The organism is Salinisphaera sp. G21_0 (assembly GCF_017744115.1).
Taxonomy (GTDB): Bacteria; Pseudomonadota; Gammaproteobacteria; order Pseudomonadales; family Endozoicomonadaceae; genus Endozoicomonas.
In genome coordinates, this window is the sequence record NZ_JAGHQW010000003.1 from 13,330 (window position 1) to 33,747 (window position 20,418).

Below are 20,418 nucleotides of genomic sequence, written 5' to 3' on the forward strand. Positions count from 1 at the left end.
GGTTTTTACCATTGTCTTTTATTGACGCCGGGGAGCATGGGACCAGATAGCTCAGAGGTAAATTTTGGGAAGATAGTGATTGTACGCATGTAAGGTGTTGGGCGGTAGTCGGGTATTGCGAAGTGGTAACAAGAAAAAATTTTGCAAAAACGGTTTGCATGCGACAAAACTGGCCGTGAAGAACGGCAGGTCTTGAGAGTGCTTTTTATGGAGTGGTTGAAAAGGTCAACAACAGGTTATGGGAAAACCAAGCTGTACCAAAAAGATACAAAAACGGTACCATTTTACCAGTACGAATTTCACCGCAAAATGCGCTGATGGTACGCTTTGGTACCGTTTTTGAGGCTCAGGTTACAATCAAATTGCAACCTGAAAAATTTTCGATCAGTCTAACTCATTGATTTCATTATCAAAATTGTCCGAATGAAATTCATACCACATCACATTAATAATTCCAAACGCACAAGCCAGCAGTACACCCAGGATCCATGCAAAATACCACATTGTTCAGCTCCCTCTCTAGTAAAGTGAATGACTTTCTTTTTCAATGCGTTCGGCGGTCATGCGACCCCAGAGTTTGTAGAAACACCAAATGGTGTAGCCAAGGATGATGGGAACAAACACAACGGCAACGCCGGTCATGATGGCCAGGGTCATAAAGCTGGAGGTTGCGTCCCAGAGGGTCAGGCTGAAGGATGGGTCGGTACTTGAGGTCAGTACAAACGGGAACAGACTGAAACCCGCAGTCATGATAATACCGGCCTGTGCCAGGGATGAGCAGGTGAAGTTAAGCCCATCCTGTTTGGTGCCGGAGAAGATCATGACGCCAAGGGGTCCCAGGAAGCCAAGTACCGGGGCAATGATCATGATGGGGTATTGGCTGTAGTTATTCAGCCAGGCTCCTTGAGCAAGCGTGACGGTTTTTTCCAGCGGGTTGGATGGCGCATTGGTATCCAGAATGCTGGTGACCTGGTAACCGTTGATATGGGCAACCCAGAAACCGGCTGCGGCAAATGCCACCATGGTCAGCAGGGCAGAGTAGCGGGCGACCATTGCTGCACGGTGACGGATGGGTTCACCAGAACGCATTTTCTGCCAGACAGCGCCCTGCATGGTCAACATGGCTGCACTGACCACACCGCACAACAGTGAGAATGGGTTGAGCAGATCAAAGAATGAGCCAGAGAAGCTGGAACGCATAAAGTCGTCCAGGGTAAAGCCAAAGCCGACAAAGATGTTGCCAAAGGCAACGCCAAACACCAGGGATGGGACAATACCGCTGACAAACAGTCCCCAGTCCCAGGCGTTGCGCCAGCGTGGGTCAGGCAGTTTTGAGCGGTAGTCAAAAGCCATGGGGCGAATCAACAGGGCAAATAGCACCAGAACCATTGCCCAGTAAAAGCCGGAGAAGGCCGTCGCATAGACGGTAGGCCAGGCGGCAAACAGGGCACCACCGGCCGTGATCAGCCAAACCTGGTTACCATCCCAGTGGGGCGCAACCGCGTTGATCATAATTCGACGCTCAGTGTCGTTTTTACTCATAAATGGCAGAAGGTTGGCAGTGCCGAGATCGTAGCCATCCATAATGGCAAAACCGATAAACAGGACGCCGATCAGAACCCACCAGATAAATCGGAGAATTTCATAATCCATCGTCATCGCTCCTTATGCTTTTCCGTGGAGGGGACTGTCAGAAACCACAGCATCGGTTAACGCCTGTTGTTGTTCGAAGTGGTAACGTCCGGTGTGCAGGCTGCTTGGGCCCAGTCTGGCATACTTCACCAGCAGCCAGACTTCAATGACGGCAAAGATACCGTAGAACAGCGTAAAGCCTGCGATGCTCAGGTAAAGATCGGTGACCGTCCGGGTGGATGCCGATAGATAGGTGGGCAGGATACCGGAGATCGACCATGGCTGACGGCCGAATTCCGCCACAAACCAGCCCATTTCACTGGCAATCCAGGGAAGGGGCAGCGACCAGAGGCAGAGTTTCAGGAAGAAGCGACTTTTGTATTCATTACGGCGGGCGGTTTTCACAAATGCCGTCACCAGAAGCAGCAGCATCAGGACGCCACAGCCAACCATGATGCGGAAGGCAAAGAACAGTGGCCATACGGTTGGAATAGCATCTTCAGCCGCTTGGCGGATCATGACATCGGTGGCCGCAGGAATGTTGTCGGTGTAGCGGGTCAGCAACAGACCGTAGCCGAGGTCATCCACCACTTCCAGGAAGGCTGCCCGGTTTTGTGGTGTATCCTGGCCACTTTTCAGTTTTTGCAGCAGTTCATAGGCCTCCATACCGCTCTGAATACGGACCATCTTGTTTTCAATCAGGTCTTTGATGCCCGTGACTTCTTCATCCAGTGAGCGGGTGGCAATTATGCCCATCAGGTAAGGGATTCTGATGGCGTAATCGGTTTGCATGGTTTCCTGGTCAGGAATCCCGATCACGGTGAAGCTGGCCGGTGCCGGGTGGGTGTCCCATTCCGCTTCAATGGCGGCCAGTTTTACTTCCTGAACATCGCCCAGCTCATAGCCGGATTCGTCACCCAGAAGGATAACGGACAGAATTGCCGCCAGACCAAATCCTGAAGCCACAGCGAAGGAGCGGCGGGCAAAGCCGATATCACGATGGTTCAGCAGGTAGTAGGCAGAAATGGACAGGACGAAAATAGCACCTGTGGTATAACCAGCCGCTACCGTATGGATAAATTTAACCTGTGCCACCGGGTTGAATACCAGGTCGGCAAAGCTGGTCATCTCCATGCGCATGGTTTCAAAGTTGAACTCGGCACCCACCGGGTTCTGCATCCAGGCGTTGGCAATCAGAATCCAGAGTGCCGACAGGTTGGTGCCAATGGCCATCAACCAGGTACAGGCCAGGTGCTGTACTTTACTCAGGCGATCCCAACCGAAGAAGAACATGCCTACGAAAGTAGATTCCAGGAAGAAAGCCATCAGGGCTTCAATGGCCAGTGGTGCGCCGAAAATATCGCCTACGTAGTGGGAATAGTAGGACCAGTTGGTACCAAACTGGAACTCCATGGTCAGACCGGTGGCGACACCCACGGCAAAGTTGATACCAAAGAGTTTGCCCCAGAATTTGGTCATATCCTTGTAGATCTGTTTACCCGTCATCACATAGACGGATTCCATAATGGCAAGGATAAAGGTCATGCCAATGGTCAGTGGCACAAATAAAAAGTGATAGAGCGCAGTAATGGCAAATTGAAAGCGCGAGAGATCTATGACTTCTTCCAGAATCATACGACTCCTCCATAGATAAAATTGGAGTAACGCCCAGCTACCTGCATCATAGAACGTAAATGTGGCTTCAGCCAGCGGCTCCCAACAAGATAGCAGGAACCGGAGGGCGTTCCGGATCCGGCGGCCTTGTATGAAAAGACACGGTCGGTGAAATCATTGAGCCTTTGATAGCGGGTCTGGGCAATAAGTAATCAACGAGAGATAGTATCTTATGTAAGAAAATAGGTATATTTCGGTATGCCGCATACTGTTTGACTTATTGCTCTGTTCAGGTTGCTACGGTCGGCTGGTCGCTTTGGATCACCGCTTATGCCATGCCTTTCAGGCTCAGGCGGGTGATCGTTTTTTTTGCGTTGTACAGATCAATTTGCCAGGTATCTTTTGGCCCCGGAACTTCCATGGCTGAGACATTGTCCAGAGAGTAGGAAGCACTCAATGGTGTTTCATAACGGGCAATAAACTGAAGCCTTTCAAGGCTGGCACTATAGGTTTTAACCAGAAAGTTGATGGTCTGGTCACTGAGTGGCACCCGGTAATAACGGATCAGGTTTTGCGCCAGTTTCTCCGCACTGGCGGCGAGGTTCTTTGCCACGGCACCGGCCATCGCTTCTCCCCAGGCGGCTTTGGTCCGGGCACTCATTCCCGGTTCAATATTGGCCAGACTGGTGGCATTGGCACTTTCGATGGCCCTTTGGATTTGTGGATCATGTAGATGAATGTAAGGATCGAGAATGGTCGCTATCTCAATGGCGATATCACGGGCCCCGGTTTCGGCCAGGAGGTTCCCGGCGTCGGTCTTTACTGAGTTAATCTGGCTGTTGTCGTCAGTCGACAGTGTTTCATGCACGGCTTTGGGTAAGTAGGGTGACTCATTGAGGTAGTGCAAAATACGTTGTGTGACTTCTGCCTTAGCCTCCACATCAAGGAAGATGGTTTGTTCGGAGATGGTGAGACTGCGCTTCAGATTTTCATTATTTTGATACTGATATTTACTGGAGAGTTTCTGCCAGTTCTTCAGGGCTCGCTTTAATTGCAGGCTGTCCCGTCCCTGTTTCAGGTAGGCCCTGCGGCTTTCGTTGTAGATCTGGAGCGCTTTTTCCAGCTGCTGGCTTTTTGAGGTGAGCGTCAGCAGATGTTTTTTTGCCGTTTTTTTCTGGGGGCTGGACAGGGTCAGCTGACGGGCTTCACGTACCTGAAGGCTCAGGTTGTCCAGGGATTTTGTGGCGGTGGCCAGCAGTTTGTGGGTGCTTAGTCCGTTACCGCTGCCAATGTCCGAAGGAATCCCGATATTGTTCAGGTAGGTGGTTAATGCCTTCAGGCGGGAATAGACCCTGGCACGGCTGATGCGCAGATCGTTGCGTTCTTCCTCAAGCTTATCCAGGGCCCTGGCAAGATCCCAGTGACCGGTGTACTCAATTTTCAGGTAGGCAATTTCCCGGCCGCAGATCAGCTCAAAACAGAGGGTGAGTATCTCCTCCACGTCGTGCAGGGTCATCAGGTTTTCATTGCCTTCCTCAATCGCGGAAAGAATCCGCTCAATAAAGAGGGGTTCCCGTTTCTGTCCATCATGGGGGCGGGCTACAATGCCGTTCAGGCGCTTTTTCAGGGCCTCAGCGGTTCGTGGGTGGTTCTCATTGAGGGCGAGCCAGGCATTATCGGCTTCGTCTCTGGCCTCATGGATGATGTCCTGCATCCGGTTATAAAGTCCGGCGCGGCGGAATATTTCAATGCGCTCTGCCTGTTTTGCCAGTTGCTGGTTACCGGTCAGGTCTTCTATTGCGGCAGCAACCCACTCGGGGCCGAGATCAAGCTTGCGCAACAGGATACCCGCAGAATGTATACGACGCTGTTCTTCTGTCATATTCGCCTGGCCAAGGTCGCGAACCTGGTAGATCAGCTCGGAAATCTGGTCGATCAGGTTCAGAAGGCCTATCCGTTCTCTTACCTGTTGCCGACCGTGGGTCATGTTATGAAACAGGCGGTAGCCCATACCCAGTGCCACCGCGATAACCGAGTAGCCGAGGAAATAAAAAGCCCGTTCAATCGGCATCATTTCGCCATAGGCAAAATAGTAGCCAAAGTAGGCGGCCATCAGGGTGACCGGGCCGGCCGTCCATGCGTACTGCAGAATGATGACACTCCAGGGCTCCTGTTGCGGGGCTCTGGCCACTTTTTCAAGCCAGCGAAGGTCACGGCCTTCCAGTTTAAGGTCAACGTTGTCCAGCTCTTTTTTCTGTGGCTCCTGGTTATCGGGAGCAGTGTTATGAAGGCCGGTTGCATTCGACATGTTGGCGTGAACCTGCGGCGGGGAGTGCTCTTTTGTGAGGTATTCTAATCAGCCTTAACCGTAAATCCCTATATGTAAATCTACGATAGTGGCAGGTGCCCCTGAAAAACGTTGGATTATGTCTGTTTAAATGAATCAGACGTCAGGGAAGGGCATTCGTTGCTTTAATGGGCAAAGGGTTTGGCTTTGCAGTGAGTTGAACTTTTGGGCATGCACTTTGTCAAAGTTTTGGAGAGGGCTGTTGCAAGTTTACAATAGGGAACTTATGGAACCGAATACCTTGTTACCGTCAAAAATGGCTGTAAATCCCCCTGATCCGGGTGATGGGCAACGGGAATCGAGTGGTGGCAGGAAAAGTCAGGTCGTGGCCTTTGCCCGTGGTGTTGCCGCTTCCCGCAGTGATGAGCCGAGTCTCAGTCACTCAGGTTCTGACAGCGTTGCAGCAACCGCTTCCGGAAATATGTTTGAATCAAAGATAAGTCCATTAACTGACGATTTAACCACTGCGTCTGTAGTTTCATCTGTAGCCTCGAGAGTGGCGACATCAGAAGTTTTCTCCACCTCTGCCAACCGCGCCGGACATGACAGTGATCATGCAGTAGCCCCGGAGCAGCTGGCAGCAGATATACGTGCACTTTCAGACACCAGCATATTCAGTCGGGGAATAACAGAAACAATGCTTCTGTCGCTACTGAACAAACCTTCACGGCATTCAGCTCCCCAGGCCTTCGCCACTGGCAGCAATAGGCAGGGCATGGCCAGTAGAGCGTTGGGGAGCCGGGCTATTTCAGACTCTGAACTTCCTCCCGGGCATACTTACCAGCCTTATTTCTGGATGTCCCGTCTGGCCAGCAGTCAGTTGCTGCCGGAATTTCAGTTGAATCAAGCTTTGCTACCCCGTCTGGTTGACCAGTTGATAATGTCTGAGCAAGAGGCCCGGCAATACTTTCAGGCGCGATTTGAATACCGTTTTGTTGATTATGGCTTTAACTGCTCTGATGCTTCGGGTACAGAGCCAGAAAAAAATTACGCGGTATTTGCCCGCGCACCAGTTAAGGGGGGGGAGTTGATCGGGGTCTATTCTGGCATTGGCTATGTGCTCAACAAAAGGGAGTGGGCCAATTATAACCACGATTGGAAGCCTGAGCATGTGCATCAGAAAGTGACTGCTGAAATGCCGGATTTCATGAGTTACTACCGGACCCTGATGGCAGGCCTTAGAGGTAAGGATCAAACGCAGCGAACGCTCTCAAAATACACAATGGCGGGGTTTTCTTCAGATTCTACGAACACGGTTGTCTTTTTGCCGGATAACGAGCGTTATACACCGATGCATTTTCTGAATGCGGCCAACAGGGTCAAAGATAACAATGTCATCATGTCGTTTGTTTCAGTGAATACCCGTTCTGGTAATCTTACCTTCCCTGTCTATTTTGCCGAAAGGGATATCGCTGTCGGGGAGGAGTTGCTGGTTAATTATCATTCACTGCCGCCGGACGAATGGGAGCAATCAGGCTTGATGATGACAGCCGCCCAGGAAAGAGCAAAATACGAGAAAAATCTGCAGAGCCAGCTTGGCTTTATCAAGACACTTAATAATGCGGTACCGGGTAAGCAGTCAATATCGCCGTTTGTTGCAGCGCCCGCTTATTATGCCTCGGAAGCACTTCGCAAAAGCCACAGGCAGGCAAAAAAACAGCAACACCAGGGTTCTGAGGTACCTCGTGGTTGAGGTGGTAACCCTGTTCTCTCTTTTTAGGGTGCTTATGTGGCTGGCAAACGAACATCGTTCAGGCTTGTGCTGATTGATGTCCGGTTTTTACCTGTCTGTTTTGCCTGGTACATTGCCGTATCTGCCTCCTCAAGCAGTCTGTCCAGGGAGTTCACATCTTTGGACAGGGCAGCAATACCGATGCTCACGGTTGTGGGCTGATTGTTCGCCCATTGATTGTTTTTTGCATGTTCACTGGCGATGGCACTCCTCATTCGTTCAGCCACATGAAATGCCTGCCAGGGCTCTGTATCGGGCAATAATGCAACAAACTCTTCACCCCCGTAACGCCCCAGTAGGTCTTGATGTCGGAGAGACTTACGGCATATAACAGCTGTGGTTTTAAGTATCTGGTCACCGACATTGTGACCCAGCAGGTCATTCAGTTGCTTAAAGTTATCAATGTCCATAAACAGGGCGCAGCAGGGGCGGATTGGGTCAGAGTCAAGAGCAGTCTGGATGATATTCTCTGCTTCCTGACAAAAGGCTCGCCGGTTCAGCAAGCCGGTCAGTGGGTCAAGGTTGGCCTGCTGCTGCCAGAAGAGCGACTGTCGGTTTGCCTGAAAGAGGGTGCATGCATGGTTGCTGATATCGCTGGCGGTTTGCCAGGTAGTGGCATTCCTGTGATATCTGGAGGGGGCCAGTACCATAAGTACTTTATTCCCGGCATCTATATTCAGTGGGAATAGCCAATAGATGGTGCCAAACCGGTCTTTAAAATTGATTTTTGTTTCGATGCCTGAAGCGATAACGCTGAGCAAGTCCTCTTCGATATCTGGAAGCTGCCTGGCTAAATTTTCAGCGGCTTTTAAGTAGTCAGAGGTTTCCCCGGGGGAAAAGTGCCATTCATCCTGCTGGTGGCAAAACACCATGGCAGGAACGCTAGGTAATACCTGGTCGAAGGTGGTCAATACTTTCTGGATCAGCTCATTGTCGGAAAGTGGTGAGTCCGGGGTTTGCAGGTGCTCACGCAGTGCTGACTCAAAGATACGCCGTTTTTTGCTGGCAGGGGCGATGGCATTAATCGACATGGCGTGGTTCAGGTTCTGCTGGTGACCGTACCAGTAAAACAGAGGCAGCAGGGCTGCATGAACCGAGAGGAGTATAATCTCAGGGTAGGTTGTCAGGCTTCCTGACTCTGCGTTGGGATACCATAACCATGAGAGTAAAATGAGCATGGTCAGTGCTGAAGGAAAGGCCACTTTTGCGGGGCGAATGCCATTATAGAGACAGTAGGCGGTGGCCAACACAGCCAGGGTGAGACTGGCCAGAAGTGTGTAGGCGGCGAGTTTCAGGGTTGCCACTGATGCATTGCTGGCAGAGGTGATCCCATAAACCGCGAGCGCCATTGCAACGATGTTCAGTGCACGAATCATTCGATTCATTTTTGGGGTGTAGACCGGCAGCAGTGCCAGGCTTCGATAGCTGGCAATACCGGTGACCAGCACCACCGCTGTTATCAGAATAAGCCAGTGGCCCGGCTCCCCCGGCCATGAGACAGCACGAAAAATGTCGCCTTTCCACATCAGAATCATCAGGTTGGCAGCAAGCAGATGGCTGATCAGTAGATACAAGGCAGGGGTTCGATTCCGGATGGTCAGGGTAAAGATGAAAATCAAGGCGACGATCAACAGCGTCTGAATCGAGCCGATGACGGTTTGCTGTTCACTCAGCGCTTTATAGTAGTTGAGAGATGGCCATAACTCAGGATTGAGCTGATTGAGCGCTACCGGATCATGACGTAGATACCAGGTTTTGCTTTCCCCGGGCTTGAGTGTTAGCTGTAGGGTGTTGGGCACCATGCCTGACAGTGCACCGTCAATCCCCATTTTTGTCAGTTGATACCCGTTGTTGACCGGGATAAAAACATCCAGCTTTTTATGGGGAATCTGGTGGAATACCATCAGCCAGTCATGGGGGGAGTAGGGTGACAGTTCAAGATCCAGGCGATACCAGTTCAGGGGGGTATTTTCATTGGGGAGTGAGCTTTGAAAAATGTCAGACGGTGGATTTACCGGCACCAGAGGCAGGTTGGTGATGGCATCATCACCACTGAGGTAAATGGGCTCGGCAATTAATGAGCCGGAAAGCGACAGCCATAACACCAGAAAAAGCAGGCGAAGGCCGCTGGCAGGGTGATGGATGACCCGGCGCTTATGATTTTTTTCGGGTAAGTGTTGTCTCGGAAACAGCAATATCGTCTTCCCTAACGAGGATACAAGTTTCAGATCGACTGCCTGTTGTCCATTGATCGTGGATAGCAATTGAGCTTCCTCCTTCCTGGAGAAGCAGAGCATTTAAGACATTCTTACACAGTCGCAGGAGTTCTGTGAAGCGTTTGTACTGGTTTCACAGGTGGCTTTTCAAACCTTGCTAACATGGTCACAAAATGACTTTGTGGGTTCTAACTATCAATAGCAATAGCAATAGCCACTATGGTATTGCTACTTTTCCGGAGGCATCACTATTGATGTTTTCTGCGGTGTTCAAGACAGTTGCCCCAAAATGCTGCTGTGAAAAAGCAACCCGTTCTTCAATAGCCAGGTCATGCTTGCGCAGGGATTCAATCATTTTCAGCCTGGGCTCGATCCCCTGGCCATTGGCAATCTGAATCGCCAGCCCCGGTCTGGCGTTGAGCTCCAGAATCAGAGGGCCAAGATGCTTATCCAGCACCAGATCGACACCCAGGTAGCCCAGGTTGGTCATCTCATGGCAGGCAGCAGACAGGCATAAGATCTTATGCCAGTGAGGCACGTTGAGGGTTGAGAAATTGTGCCCCGTATCCGGATGAAGGCTGACCGGCAAATCATGCTGCACGCTTCTCAGGCTGTTGCCGGTTGCCATGTCCAGGCCGACGCCCACTGCCCCCTGGTGCAGGTTGGCCTTGCCATCGGATTTCCGGGTGGCCAGGCGCATCATCGCCATAACCGGGAAGCCCCGGAACACAATGACCCGGATATCCGGTACGCCTTCAAAGCTGTAGTCATTAAAAATGGGGTCAGCGACGATCAGGCTTTCGATAACGGCAACGTCTGATTTGCCGCCCAGACTGTAGAGACCGCCGAGAATATTGGACACATCACGGCTAATGGCGTCAAAGGATAGACTTTCGCCGCTGGCCTTGACGTATCGATCACCATCACGGCCAGTAATCACCAGAATGCCTTTGCCGCCACTGCCCTTGGCCGGTTTGATAACAAACTTATCCAGTGGTTCCAGAATGCCCTTTAACTTGCGGATATCGGACTGGTATTCAATCACGCCAATCAGTTTTGGTACATCGACACCGGCTTTCTCGGCCATGCGTTTGGTGGTCAGTTTGTCGTCCACCAGGGGCAGGAGGCGTCTGGGGTTATACCGGGAGATATAATTCAGGTTGCGACTGTTCATGCTCAGTATCCCGGACTCCCTGAGCCGGGAAGGAGTTGTTATTGAGCTTTTTGCCAGCATGTTTTGCACGAAGCTTGTTAACCATCCCATGGAAACCGACCTCTACTTATCCGAATGAACCAGTGGGTAGAACCGCTTGAGTTCAAGCAGTCGATAGCCAGTGTACTGACCAAGCAGCAGAACAATGCCCAATAAGGTGAGCATCAGTTCAGGGAAGTTGAAGGTGAGCTGTTCAACAACGGGATTGGACATTAACAGATAACTCAGGGTGGCTACCAGAAGACTGCCGCCGCCTTCTTTCACGACATCACCGGGGCCTTCTTCTTCCCAGAGGATGGACATCCGTTCAATGGTCCATGCCAGAATGATCATCGGGAAGAACGTGACCGTCAGTGCCTGGGTGATGCCCAGCTTCCAGCTGAAGATACTCATGGCGGCCATGATCAGAATGACAACAATGATGACAGCCCCCAGCCTTGCCACTAGCAGCATGTTTTGCTGACTAAGGAAAGATCGTATCCATAAACCAATGGATACCAGGGAGATGAAAATCACCAGCCCGGGTATTAATTGAGTTTGCAGGAAAGCCATGGAAATCAGCACCGGCATAAAGGTACCGGAGGTGCGCAGACCAACGATGATGCGCATAAATAGCACAACCAATACCCCGATCGGTATCAACAGAATGATCTTAAAGGCATTCTGGACTTCCAATGGCAGGGAGTAGATGGAAAAGTCTATTAAGGCAGCACCATCCTGGTTTGCCTGAGTAAGTGCCAGCTCCCGGGTCGGGGCATTCTGGGAAATAATAGAGAACCTGACGTCAGAGTTAACCCCGCCCATAACATCCAGCAGTGATTTGGCCCCGCGCTGCCAGAGAAAGAAGGCGTCCGGGTTGCCTGCTTTACCGGTTTTGGGATCAAAGAGCTGCCATTCGGTGCCATCATACACCTCTATCATGTCGATAATGGGTTGTCTGCGTCGGCCATCTTCCAGGTGCAGGCCCCGGACAATGCGAGCGGGGATATTACCAATATGGAGTAGATTGACCAGCAAGTCCGGAAGCTTGACCCCTTCTTCCACCATACCGAGCAGCATATTGGTGTTCTGGCCGGGTTCTTTGGCATTAAACTGGCTGATCATGGTGCCGGCAAAACTGACCGTGTCTGCTGAGTGTTCAGTCACCTGTTTTAACAGGCTTTTGGCCGCGGTTTGATAGGGCTCGGGCAGCACCGGCGCAATGAACGGTTCGGGCTGGTCATTCACGCTGGGGTTGATGCCGGGCTCCAGACGGATCTTAACCTTATAAAACAGATCCTGGCGACCATCCGCTTTGCGGATACTCCAGGCTACACGGCGCTGACCGCCATCGTTGGTCTGGTTAATGCCATAGCCGGGTGAGGCAAAGGATTCATCGAGAATTCTTACATCGGGCTGCTGATCCGGAAGGGTCAGGCTTGCCTGGGCAGCCTGTCCCCGGGCTTTGAAGCTCACCCAGGCTTCAATACTCCAGACAGTAGAGACATCCTTGCCCAATAGCGGAAAACCCAGTGCGAAGTGTTTGTACAGGGTTAATCCAAGGCCGGCGACAATCAGTCCGGCAATCATAAGGCCAAGCTGAAAACGACCTTTCATTCTTTTCCTCGCTTTTAACTGTCTGTCTCGGGTTCAGTTGATAGGAAGAGCCTTATTTTCTACTGAACCTGCTAATGGCTTTTTGCCGCTCAGGGTGATGTTGCCAACGGCCTTAATAAAGAAGGGAACCACAAAGGCACAAAGACACAGAGTTTTTTTGGACTCAGCAAACAAAAAAGGCTTCCTTTGTGCCTTGGTGTCTTTGTGGTTCAACGCTTTTATCGCTTTTGCAACACCTGCTCAGGGCTGTTTGGTATCCGATGTGTATTCTCTGGATACATCCACAAGCGCTCGTTTCTCAAGGAAACGGGCACCGATCAATGCCGGGAATTCATAGTTTTCACGGCTGCGCAAAGTGAATTGTGTCGGCACAAGGATGTCACCAATGCTGGCGTTCAACGTGATCACCGGGCGTCGTTCAGGCTCTTTTCCATGACGTTTGATCCGAACAAACCGGGTGACCGGCTCCTGCATGGATATAAGATCACCTGTGGAGTTTGCCAACCGGAAGCGAACCCAGTCTTTGTCATCTTTTTCGAAAAACTCAATATCCCGTGCATCTATGGATGAGGTCAGGGCACCGGTATCAATTCGGGCTTTGAGGACCGTATCGGCATCAGGCAGCGTCATATGTTCAACAGCGCCCACGGTGACCAGGCCTTTAATGCTGACCGGTTTGATGATAGCCCTGGTGTAGGATTTCTGGGTAACGGGAACCAGGGCTTTACGGTTATTGGAGCTGATCACCGTTTTAGAGGCAATATGCTTCTGATTGACGTCAATAACAGCCAGATCCTGCATAAAGCTGCGCCCGATCAGCAGCGGTGACTCATAGTTGCTGCGATCAGTCAGTGAAACAGGCACAGACTGGGTAATGTCACCGATGGTTATGGTCATCATGACAATCGGGCGCTCCACCGATGGGAGCCCCGGACGTTTGATCCGGGTGACACTTTTCAGCGGTAACTCCATCAGCTCAGTCCCTTTGGACGTACGATGGAGCTCAAACCTGACCCACTTTTTGCCATCACGCTCAAAAAACTGAATCTCTCTGGCATCCACGGAACTGTTTTCTGCGCCGGTATCCAGCTTTGCCTCCATTTTGAGGTTCAGGTTTGGCAGGGTAGCGGTTTCGTTGATGCCAAGAACGAGCAGGCCATCCTGATGAGCCGGTGTCTGGATGGTCTGCTCACGAATGGTAATCGTATGGGTATCGGCAGGAGGCTTTGTTTGTGCCTCGGGCCTTGCTGGCACCATGGGGTGTTCCGACGTTTCCGGAACCGGAATGGGTTGGGTAATACGAGAATCGTCCTTGGCAGGACGCTCTTTATAAAAAGCTGTCTGGCATCCGGTTAAAATCATGGTTAAAACAAATAAAGCAGGCAGAGCCAAGTTGCGAAACATGTGACAAGCACTACGTTTTTTGGGGACTATTTAAGGCTCTCGCATTTTATGCGTGCAGCCATGGCGGTTGCCTGTCATCAACAAAACCGTAGAGCCTAAAGGAGTCCGGTGATAGTGGCTGAAGTATTGGCAACTAAAAGCTGGGAAGCTTACTTGATCTGCCTTCGCTTGCCAATTGTTAAATTCTGAGATGTGTCAGGAGCCGAATGTTTATGTCCAGAGGGGCTTGTAGTAGAAACAGGGGGTGTTGAAAAATAACTTTTGTTATTAAGGATCTGTTTGCATTTGAGACGGGTATGTCTGTAGCGGTATATAAGCCTGCCCGGATAGGACGTTAAAGATGGAACCACGAAGGACACGAAGAGCACGAAGGAAAAGAAAAGCTCTTCTTTGCCCGTGAAAAATATTTTGCGTAACCATTTTTCATCCCTGAGGGTGGCGCAAAATATTTTCAGTCATGGGCATTTGTGCTCTTCGTGACCTTCGTGGTTTCACCCGAAACCCATTGAACATGTAGGGGTAAAGCTTAATGTCTACCCTGAGAGTTTTGACTATTTATTATGGCGTTTGACAGTTCGATGCAGGTTTGGTGAGCAAGCCAATCAGAACGGTAATGATTAATACAGCCAGAGACGGAAGTAGCCAGACCATATGTACTTCATAGCCGGGAATCATGCTAAAAGGCTGTAAAACAGGCTGTAGCGCTGCAAACTCTTTTATGCGCAGAGCATCAATGATGCTGAAGATGAAAATGACCGCCAGTGTGGCCCGGTAAGTCAGGACGGGTCTGGGTAGCCAGTCGCGAATAAGCCCAAGGAAAATCAATGTTATGGAGATTGGATAGAGAATCAGCAGTACTGGAATAAAAAGATCAATAATCTCGTTTAACTCCATATTGGCAAAAAAGACACAGATTATGCTTATGATGGTGACGATGGTTCGATAGCTGACCCTTTCGAACATTTCATCAAAGTACTCACTGGCGGCGGTGATACAGCCAATGGCCGTGGTCAGGCAGGCCAATGTGACTACAGCCGCGAGCAGTGCTATCCCGGTGGTTCCGAACAATGTCTCGGCATAAATGGTCAGGATTTGCCCGCCGTTGTCCGGATCGGGGGCGACCTCCCGGCTGGTGGCTCCCAGGTAGAATAGAGAGAGGTAAACCAGGGCAAGTCCGGCCGCTGCGATGATGCCGGTAATGATACTGTAATGAAACAGGCTGGACTTATCTTCAATACCATGGGATTTAAGATTGGTGATGATGACAATGCCGAACATAAGTGCCGCGAGGGCATCCATGGTCATATAACCCTCAAGGAATCCCTTGATAACCGGTGATTCGGTATAAGTATCCATGGCTTGCCCGGGAACGCCGAGAGGTGAAAAAATTGGTGAGAGACCGAGAATGACCAGCAGGGCAATTAACGCCGGAGTAATCAGTTCGCCTACCGACTCCAGCAGTTTTCCGGGCCGGATAGACAGGTACCAGGAGATACTGAAAAAGATCAGGCTGAATATCAGCTGGCTGGGTTTGTCGGGCTCGGCCAAAAATGGTGTGATTCCCACTTCAAAAGAGACCAGGGCGGTCCTTGGAACGGCATACAATGGGCCAATAATCAGGTAAATGCAGGAACCAAGGGCGATGATTAGGGCTCTGGGCATTTCGCCACTGATTTCGTTGAATCCGCCACCCACTCTGGCGATGGCAACAATGCCCAGTAGTGGCAGGCCTACGCCGGTAAGTAGGAAACCCGCAGCGGCATACCACATATCCTGCCCGGCAAGTTGCCCCACCATGGGTGGAAAAATCAGGTTTCCTGCCCCGAGAAACATGGCAAATACCATAAACCCCATACCGACAATATTCTGTAAACTCAGTTTTTGTTTCATGTTTTCAGCTTCCAGAATCCCCGATTATTGAAGTTTTACCGGGATCTGCTCCTTTTTTACATTAATTAAATAGCCTTTCTGATGACAGATAACCAGCTGCCTGCTATCAGTATGGACGCTATCTGTGAAAGTGGTAGCAGGGCAATCGAAGAGTCCGAAAAAGCGCTACGTCAATCATTTAATGATTTCCCGGTGGTGCTGAACAAAGGTCATCATGGGGCTGATCATTGCTGATTTGTTGCAAGCTTTCCTGCAACAGGCAGATCAGGGTTTCATGATCACCGGCTTCCAGGAAAACATCCGGGCTCTGGCACAGCCGGTTGTCCCAGAGCACTGGCATATTGTAGGGCTCGCCAAAGGGGGGAATAGCTCCGGGTTCGCAGTCTTTGAACCTGGAGTTAAGTTCGTGTTCTGTGGCGAACTGCAGTTTTGAGTTGGTGATTTGGCTCACCTGGTGAATATTGACCCGGTTGGCTGCTGGTAAAATGGCCATCAGGTAGTGATCAAGACTATCTTTCAGGACCACTGCCTTGGCCAGCTGGTGCAATGGAATCCGGGCGGCGATGGCGCTCTGCACTGAACTTTTGCTGGGTTGATGTCGGATGGTTTGATAGGGAATATGCTGCCTGGCAAGGTAATCGTAAACTGTGTTGGCAATGCTCATGATAGAAATCACCCCAGTAAATTTTGGCTTGAGGTGAAAAGAGTATAGCCGCTGATTGTTGTATTTCAGGGGCTATCAGTATTATAACCAGCCTTTACGTTTAAAAAACAGAAAGGTGGCTAACGCGCTCAACAACATAAGTCCGAGTGCAATTGGATAGCCGAACTCAATCGAGAGCTCTGGCATGATTTTGAAATTCATCCCGTAAATACTGGCAATCAGTGTCGGCGGGAGGAACATAACGGCGGCCACTGAGAAAATCTTGATTATGTTGTTCTGCTCAAGATTGATGTAGCCCATGGTGGACTCCATCAGAAAGTTGATTTTCTCGAACAGGAAGCCGGTGTGTGGTGTCAGGGATTCAATATCCCGAAGCATATCCCTGATATTGTCTTTCTGTTCATCATTGAGCATGTGGCTGCATGCGCGCATCAGGTAACGAAGTGAGCGCTGGGTATCCAGCAGATTCAACCGGACTTTGCCATTCAGGTCCTCCTGAAGTGTGATGGTGCGCAGCTGCTCATCAACATCTTTATACTGCTCTGACAGCGTGTTCTTGCTGACTTCTTCCAGATCCTCGTAAACTTCTTCCAGAGTATCAGCAAGGTATTCAACCTTGGCATCAAACAGGGCAATGATCACCTCCAGAGGCGTTGTTGCCTTGATATGCTGGGTTTTAAGGTGTTTGCGCATAAGCCTGAATAAACCGGTGGGCTCATCCTGAAGGGTGATCAGTTTATCGGGTCTGAGGTTGAATGCGACGTTAATATTTCTCAGCTCGTGGCCGGACCTGTGGGGAAACAGGGAGCGAATATGAATGCCGCTTTCGGTTTCAAAGTAGCGGGAGGAAATTTCAATCTCTCCCAGATCTTCTTCTTCGGGCAGACAGCCCGGGAAGTGGGTTGTTAACCATTGGTGCTCAGCACTGTCCGGCTCTGTTGCTTCCAGCCATATAGTGCCCTTGCCCGACGGGAAATCTGGCGTCACCCGGTCAATGGAAAATTGGTTATCCTGAGCACTATAGGCAAAGATCATAGTTACTGCCTTATTGATAACGAAATAGATTGGCCGACTCAAAGTCATAGTGCCAGCCACTAAACTATCTGAACGACCAGACCCTGAATATTTAAAAAAAACAACGGAGGATATTGTCATTTCAGATTTCAGAGGGTTGCACCGTTTGGTAACAAAAAAAGGAGAGGGATTGTACGATAATTGACTTCTATTAGGATAGTGGGAATGTGTCAGGTGCTAATAACCTGGCATGGTAGTATAAGGAAAGTGACGGGGCTGAACGCTCTGATTACGGGGGGCGCTACACCCGCAAAACGGTCTCAATACAGGTCGGATCGCGAGCCGAATCGTGCCCCAACCGCCATGCACCATGAAACTCAGGTATCAAGGTGTAATGGCATCATGGCTTGAAGCTTCACGCAGTACACGGATTAATGCAATGCATATCTCGTTGCAGCTCGCAGCATCCTGAATGGCCTCACCGTTACGGTCAGCTATGATAAAACTGTCTTCGACCTTTTCCCCAAAGGTAGCAATTTTGGCACCGTGTACCTGCAGATTCAGTCTGGCGAAGGTTTTGCCGATCAGGGCAAGCAGTCCGGGGCGGTCTGTTGCGGTAATATCCAGCACTGTTTGCCTGGGTTCAATCTGGTTGCTGATCAGCACCGCAGGCTCCCGGTTAAAATAGCGCAGTTGCCGTGGTGTTCGACGGCGAATAAGGTCCGGGAATGTGTCTGGTGCAGACAGGGTATTCAGCAGGTGCGTTTTGATGTCCAGTATCCGTTCGGCATTGGGCCCGATGGCAGAGCCATCTTCTTCAAGCACGGTATAGGTATCAAGACTGTAGTTACTTCTGGAGGTAATGATACGGGCATCCTGAATGGCCAGTCCCAGCTGATGAAACGCCGCTACCGTGGCAGCAAACAGATTGGACTGGTCATGGGTATAGACAAACACGCTTGACCCCTGGTGCTCATAACCATCGGCAATTTCCGGAATCACGATCATCGGCTTTTCTGAGTCATGCTGGAGAATACCTTCGGTCTGCCAGCTGATTTCATCACTTTGGTGACGGAGAAAATACTCATCATTAAACTGATCCCAGAGATAGGATATGTCTTCCTCTTTCAAGCCTTTTTCGATTAACAGAGCCATTGCCCGTTGTTTGGTGTTGGCGATCTGCTCATTCATTTCCGGCAGATTATCGACGCCCCGTTTCAAAAGCTGGTGGGTTTGCGAGAAAAGCTGTTGCAACAGAGAGGCTCTCCAGCCATTCCAAAGCCCGGGGTTGGTGGCATTAATATCCGCTACTGTCAGGAGGTAAAGGTATTTCAGTCGTTCCCGGGTACCGACACGTCGGGCGAAGTCCTGAATCACTTTCGGGTCGGACAGATCTTTTTTCTGAGCGGTGACGGACATGGTCAGGTGTTCCTGCACCAGCCAGACAATCAGCGCAGTATCTTCCTTATTCAGGCCATGAACACGACAGAATTGCTGTGCATCCTCGGCACCGAGCTGGGAGTGATCGCCTCCACGGCCTTTACCGATATCATGGTAAAGGCCTGCCAGATAAAGTAATTCCGGTTTGGGTATTCGATGGATGATTCTTGAGGCAATAGGAAACTGCTGATGGCTCTTTTGATAGGAAAAACTTCTCAGGTACTTTATTAATAACAGGGTATGGGCATCCACTGTGAGTGTGTGGAAAAGATCATACTGCATCTGCCCTATGATTCGACCAAACTCCGGAAGGTAGCGACCCAGTATGCCGTAGCGGGCCAGCCTTTTTAACGACGCTGTTAAAGCATAGGGGGCACGCATGAGTTCCAGAAACAGCCTTGTGCATCTTGGGTCTTTGCGAAAAGTACCGTCTACCAGGTGGCGGTAATCTCTCAGCAGTCGTATGGTTTCAGCGGTGGGGCCCTGGATTGTCTGATCCCGGGTGAGCAGCACAAACATCTCCAGAATCGCGGGCGGGTGTTCGGCAAAGACTCTATCGTGGACGGTTTCAATGTAGTTATTGCATACCTGGAAGCGTTCATTAATGGCATGAACTTTATGAACGATGCCAGCGCTGAGAATATCGTCGTCAAAATGTTGCAACAGCAGGTCTTTTAGCTGGCTGACAATCATGACCGTGCGAAAGTAGCTCTGCATAAACTGCTCTACCGCCAAAGCGCCTGTGTGGTCGTGATAACCAAACTGGCTGGCCAGTGTTCGCTGGTGGTCAAACAACAGGCGATCTTCTCCCCGTCCGGTCAGGGAGTGAAGTGCCCAGCGGATTTTCCAGAGAAATGCCCGGCACCTCTGCAGCTGCTGATATTCAACATTGCTCAGGAATCCAAGCTCCAGAAGCTCAGCGGGATCATGAGTCCCGTAGTGGCGACGGGCCACCCATCCAAGCATATGCAGATCCCGAAGACCGCCCGGTGAACCCTTGATATTTGGCTCCAGATCGTATTCGGTATCATTATATTTACGGTGTCGTTTACGTTGTTCATCGAATTTCGCCTGAAGATACCGTTGACTGGGCCACATATGTTCAGTGTCAATCAGGTCCAGCAGGTGTTCGTGCAGAAATGCCGGACCGGATATAACCCTGGACTCTATCAGGTTGGTGATGATGGTCAGATCGTCAGCGGCCTGGCTGGCACACTCATCAAGGGAGCGGACACTGGAGCCGACTTTTAATCCGATATCCCAGAGTAAAGTCAGGAAATGTTCGATCGCATCCTGGTGCTCATGGTAATGGTCTTTTTCCAGCAGTATCAGAATGTCAATGTCGGATCCGGGGTGCAGCTCCCCTCTGCCGTAACCGCCAACGGCCAGTAGGGTGATGGGGCAGCTGTCACTCCAGTTCAGATGTTCCCAGGCCAGCCGCAGAATCTGATCCATCAACCATGCCCTGGCAAATACCAGTTGCTCTATATCCATACCATCCAGAAACCATTGATCCATTTTGGATGTGGCTTCCTTCAGGCATTTCTTATAGGCCGGTATCGGGGTTTTGGAAATCGTTAGGTCCGCCCGGAACTGACTCTTGTTGAAAAGATGGTCCTGAACAGAGGTTGGGATTTTCTGAAACGGATTGCTCAT

General features: G+C 50.6%; 13 protein-coding genes. 1 reads left to right on the forward strand and 12 read right to left on the reverse strand.

Going from position 1 to position 20,418, the window contains the following annotated elements:
- Positions 1–384: 384 nt before the first annotated feature.
- The 4 genes from cydX to J7439_RS02020 all read right to left on the reverse strand — a co-directional run bounded on the left by cydX (position 385) and on the right by J7439_RS02020 (position 5,554).
- A complete protein-coding gene (cydX, locus tag J7439_RS02005; RefSeq protein WP_163373267.1) occupies positions 385–504 on the reverse strand; it encodes a cytochrome bd-I oxidase subunit CydX in 120 nt (39 codons plus the stop codon).
- A 15-nt stretch (positions 505–519) separates the two neighbouring features.
- Positions 520–1,653 carry a cytochrome d ubiquinol oxidase subunit II gene (gene cydB, locus J7439_RS02010; RefSeq protein ID WP_209200020.1) on the reverse strand — a complete coding sequence of 378 codons (1,134 nt, stop codon included), beginning with the start codon at positions 1,651–1,653 and terminating at the stop codon, positions 520–522.
- A gap of 12 nt (positions 1,654–1,665) precedes the next feature.
- Positions 1,666–3,267 (reverse strand): cytochrome ubiquinol oxidase subunit I, encoded by a 1,602-nt coding sequence (locus J7439_RS02015; protein WP_286198139.1) that lies wholly within the window; start codon positions 3,265–3,267, stop codon positions 1,666–1,668.
- Between the two features lie 307 nt (positions 3,268–3,574).
- Positions 3,575–5,554 carry a hypothetical protein gene (locus tag J7439_RS02020; protein WP_209200021.1) on the reverse strand — a complete coding sequence of 660 codons (1,980 nt, stop codon included), beginning with the start codon at positions 5,552–5,554 and terminating at the stop codon, positions 3,575–3,577.
- A gap of 265 nt (positions 5,555–5,819) precedes the next feature.
- On the opposite strand from J7439_RS02020, the gene J7439_RS02025 reads away from it, so the two are divergent.
- Complete coding sequence (locus J7439_RS02025; protein ID WP_209200022.1) at positions 5,820–7,286, forward strand: SET domain-containing protein; 1,467 nt, start codon at positions 5,820–5,822, stop codon at positions 7,284–7,286.
- A 32-nt stretch (positions 7,287–7,318) separates the two neighbouring features.
- Here J7439_RS02025 and J7439_RS02030 read toward each other — a convergent pair whose 3' ends face one another.
- The 8 genes from J7439_RS02030 to glnD all read right to left on the reverse strand — a co-directional run bounded on the left by J7439_RS02030 (position 7,319) and on the right by glnD (position 20,418).
- Positions 7,319–9,589, reverse strand: a complete 2,271-nt coding sequence (locus J7439_RS02030) for a diguanylate cyclase (RefSeq protein WP_209200023.1) — start codon at positions 9,587–9,589, stop codon at positions 7,319–7,321.
- A gap of 169 nt (positions 9,590–9,758) precedes the next feature.
- Positions 9,759–10,805, reverse strand: coding sequence for an alpha-L-glutamate ligase-like protein (locus J7439_RS02035; protein WP_209200024.1), 1,047 nt, complete (start codon positions 10,803–10,805; stop codon positions 9,759–9,761).
- A 12-nt stretch (positions 10,806–10,817) separates the two neighbouring features.
- Positions 10,818–12,350: a UUP1 family membrane protein gene (locus J7439_RS02040; protein WP_209200025.1), complete on the reverse strand. Its 1,533-nt coding sequence runs from the start codon at positions 12,348–12,350 to the stop codon at positions 10,818–10,820.
- Between the two features lie 240 nt (positions 12,351–12,590).
- Entirely contained in the window at positions 12,591–13,712 is a 1,122-nt protein-coding gene (locus tag J7439_RS02045) for an ATP-dependent zinc protease family protein (RefSeq protein ID WP_209200026.1), read from the reverse strand.
- A 600-nt stretch (positions 13,713–14,312) separates the two neighbouring features.
- Positions 14,313–15,644: a branched-chain amino acid transport system II carrier protein gene (gene brnQ, locus J7439_RS02050; RefSeq protein WP_209200027.1), complete on the reverse strand. Its 1,332-nt coding sequence runs from the start codon at positions 15,642–15,644 to the stop codon at positions 14,313–14,315.
- 178 nt (positions 15,645–15,822) lie between these two features.
- Entirely contained in the window at positions 15,823–16,308 is a 486-nt protein-coding gene (locus tag J7439_RS02055; RefSeq protein WP_209200028.1) for an aminoacyl-tRNA deacylase, read from the reverse strand.
- Positions 16,309–16,389: 81 nt separating this feature from the next.
- Positions 16,390–17,343 carry a magnesium/cobalt transporter CorA gene (gene corA / locus J7439_RS02060; protein ID WP_209200029.1) on the reverse strand — a complete coding sequence of 318 codons (954 nt, stop codon included), beginning with the start codon at positions 17,341–17,343 and terminating at the stop codon, positions 16,390–16,392.
- A gap of 363 nt (positions 17,344–17,706) precedes the next feature.
- Positions 17,707–20,418, reverse strand: a complete 2,712-nt coding sequence (gene glnD / locus J7439_RS02065; RefSeq protein WP_209200030.1) for a [protein-PII] uridylyltransferase — start codon at positions 20,416–20,418, stop codon at positions 17,707–17,709.

What these genes read in the sequence shown, in the direction of transcription:
- J7439_RS02045 (WP_209200026.1), bottom strand. Translation starts at nt 13,712, where the DNA reads ATGATTTTAACCGGATGCCAGACAGCTTTTTATAAAGAGCGTCCTGCC.
- J7439_RS02025 (WP_209200022.1), top strand. Translation starts at nt 5,820, where the DNA reads ATGGAACCGAATACCTTGTTACCGTCAAAAATGGCTGTAAATCCCCCT.
- glnD (WP_209200030.1), bottom strand. Translation starts at nt 20,418, where the DNA reads ATGAGCAATCCGTTTCAGAAAATCCCAACCTCTGTTCAGGACCATCTT.
- J7439_RS02035 (WP_209200024.1), bottom strand. Translation starts at nt 10,805, where the DNA reads ATGGGATGGTTAACAAGCTTCGTGCAAAACATGCTGGCAAAAAGCTCA.
- J7439_RS02040 (WP_209200025.1), bottom strand. Translation starts at nt 12,350, where the DNA reads ATGAAAGGTCGTTTTCAGCTTGGCCTTATGATTGCCGGACTGATTGTC.
- brnQ (WP_209200027.1), bottom strand. Translation starts at nt 15,644, where the DNA reads ATGAAACAAAAACTGAGTTTACAGAATATTGTCGGTATGGGGTTTATG.
- J7439_RS02020 (WP_209200021.1), bottom strand. Translation starts at nt 5,554, where the DNA reads ATGTCGAATGCAACCGGCCTTCATAACACTGCTCCCGATAACCAGGAG.
- corA (WP_209200029.1), bottom strand. Translation starts at nt 17,343, where the DNA reads ATGATCTTTGCCTATAGTGCTCAGGATAACCAATTTTCCATTGACCGG.
- J7439_RS02055 (WP_209200028.1), bottom strand. Translation starts at nt 16,308, where the DNA reads ATGAGCATTGCCAACACAGTTTACGATTACCTTGCCAGGCAGCATATT.
- cydB (WP_209200020.1), bottom strand. Translation starts at nt 1,653, where the DNA reads ATGGATTATGAAATTCTCCGATTTATCTGGTGGGTTCTGATCGGCGTC.
- J7439_RS02015 (WP_286198139.1), bottom strand. Translation starts at nt 3,267, where the DNA reads ATGATTCTGGAAGAAGTCATAGATCTCTCGCGCTTTCAATTTGCCATT.
- cydX (WP_163373267.1), bottom strand. Translation starts at nt 504, where the DNA reads ATGTGGTATTTTGCATGGATCCTGGGTGTACTGCTGGCTTGTGCGTTT.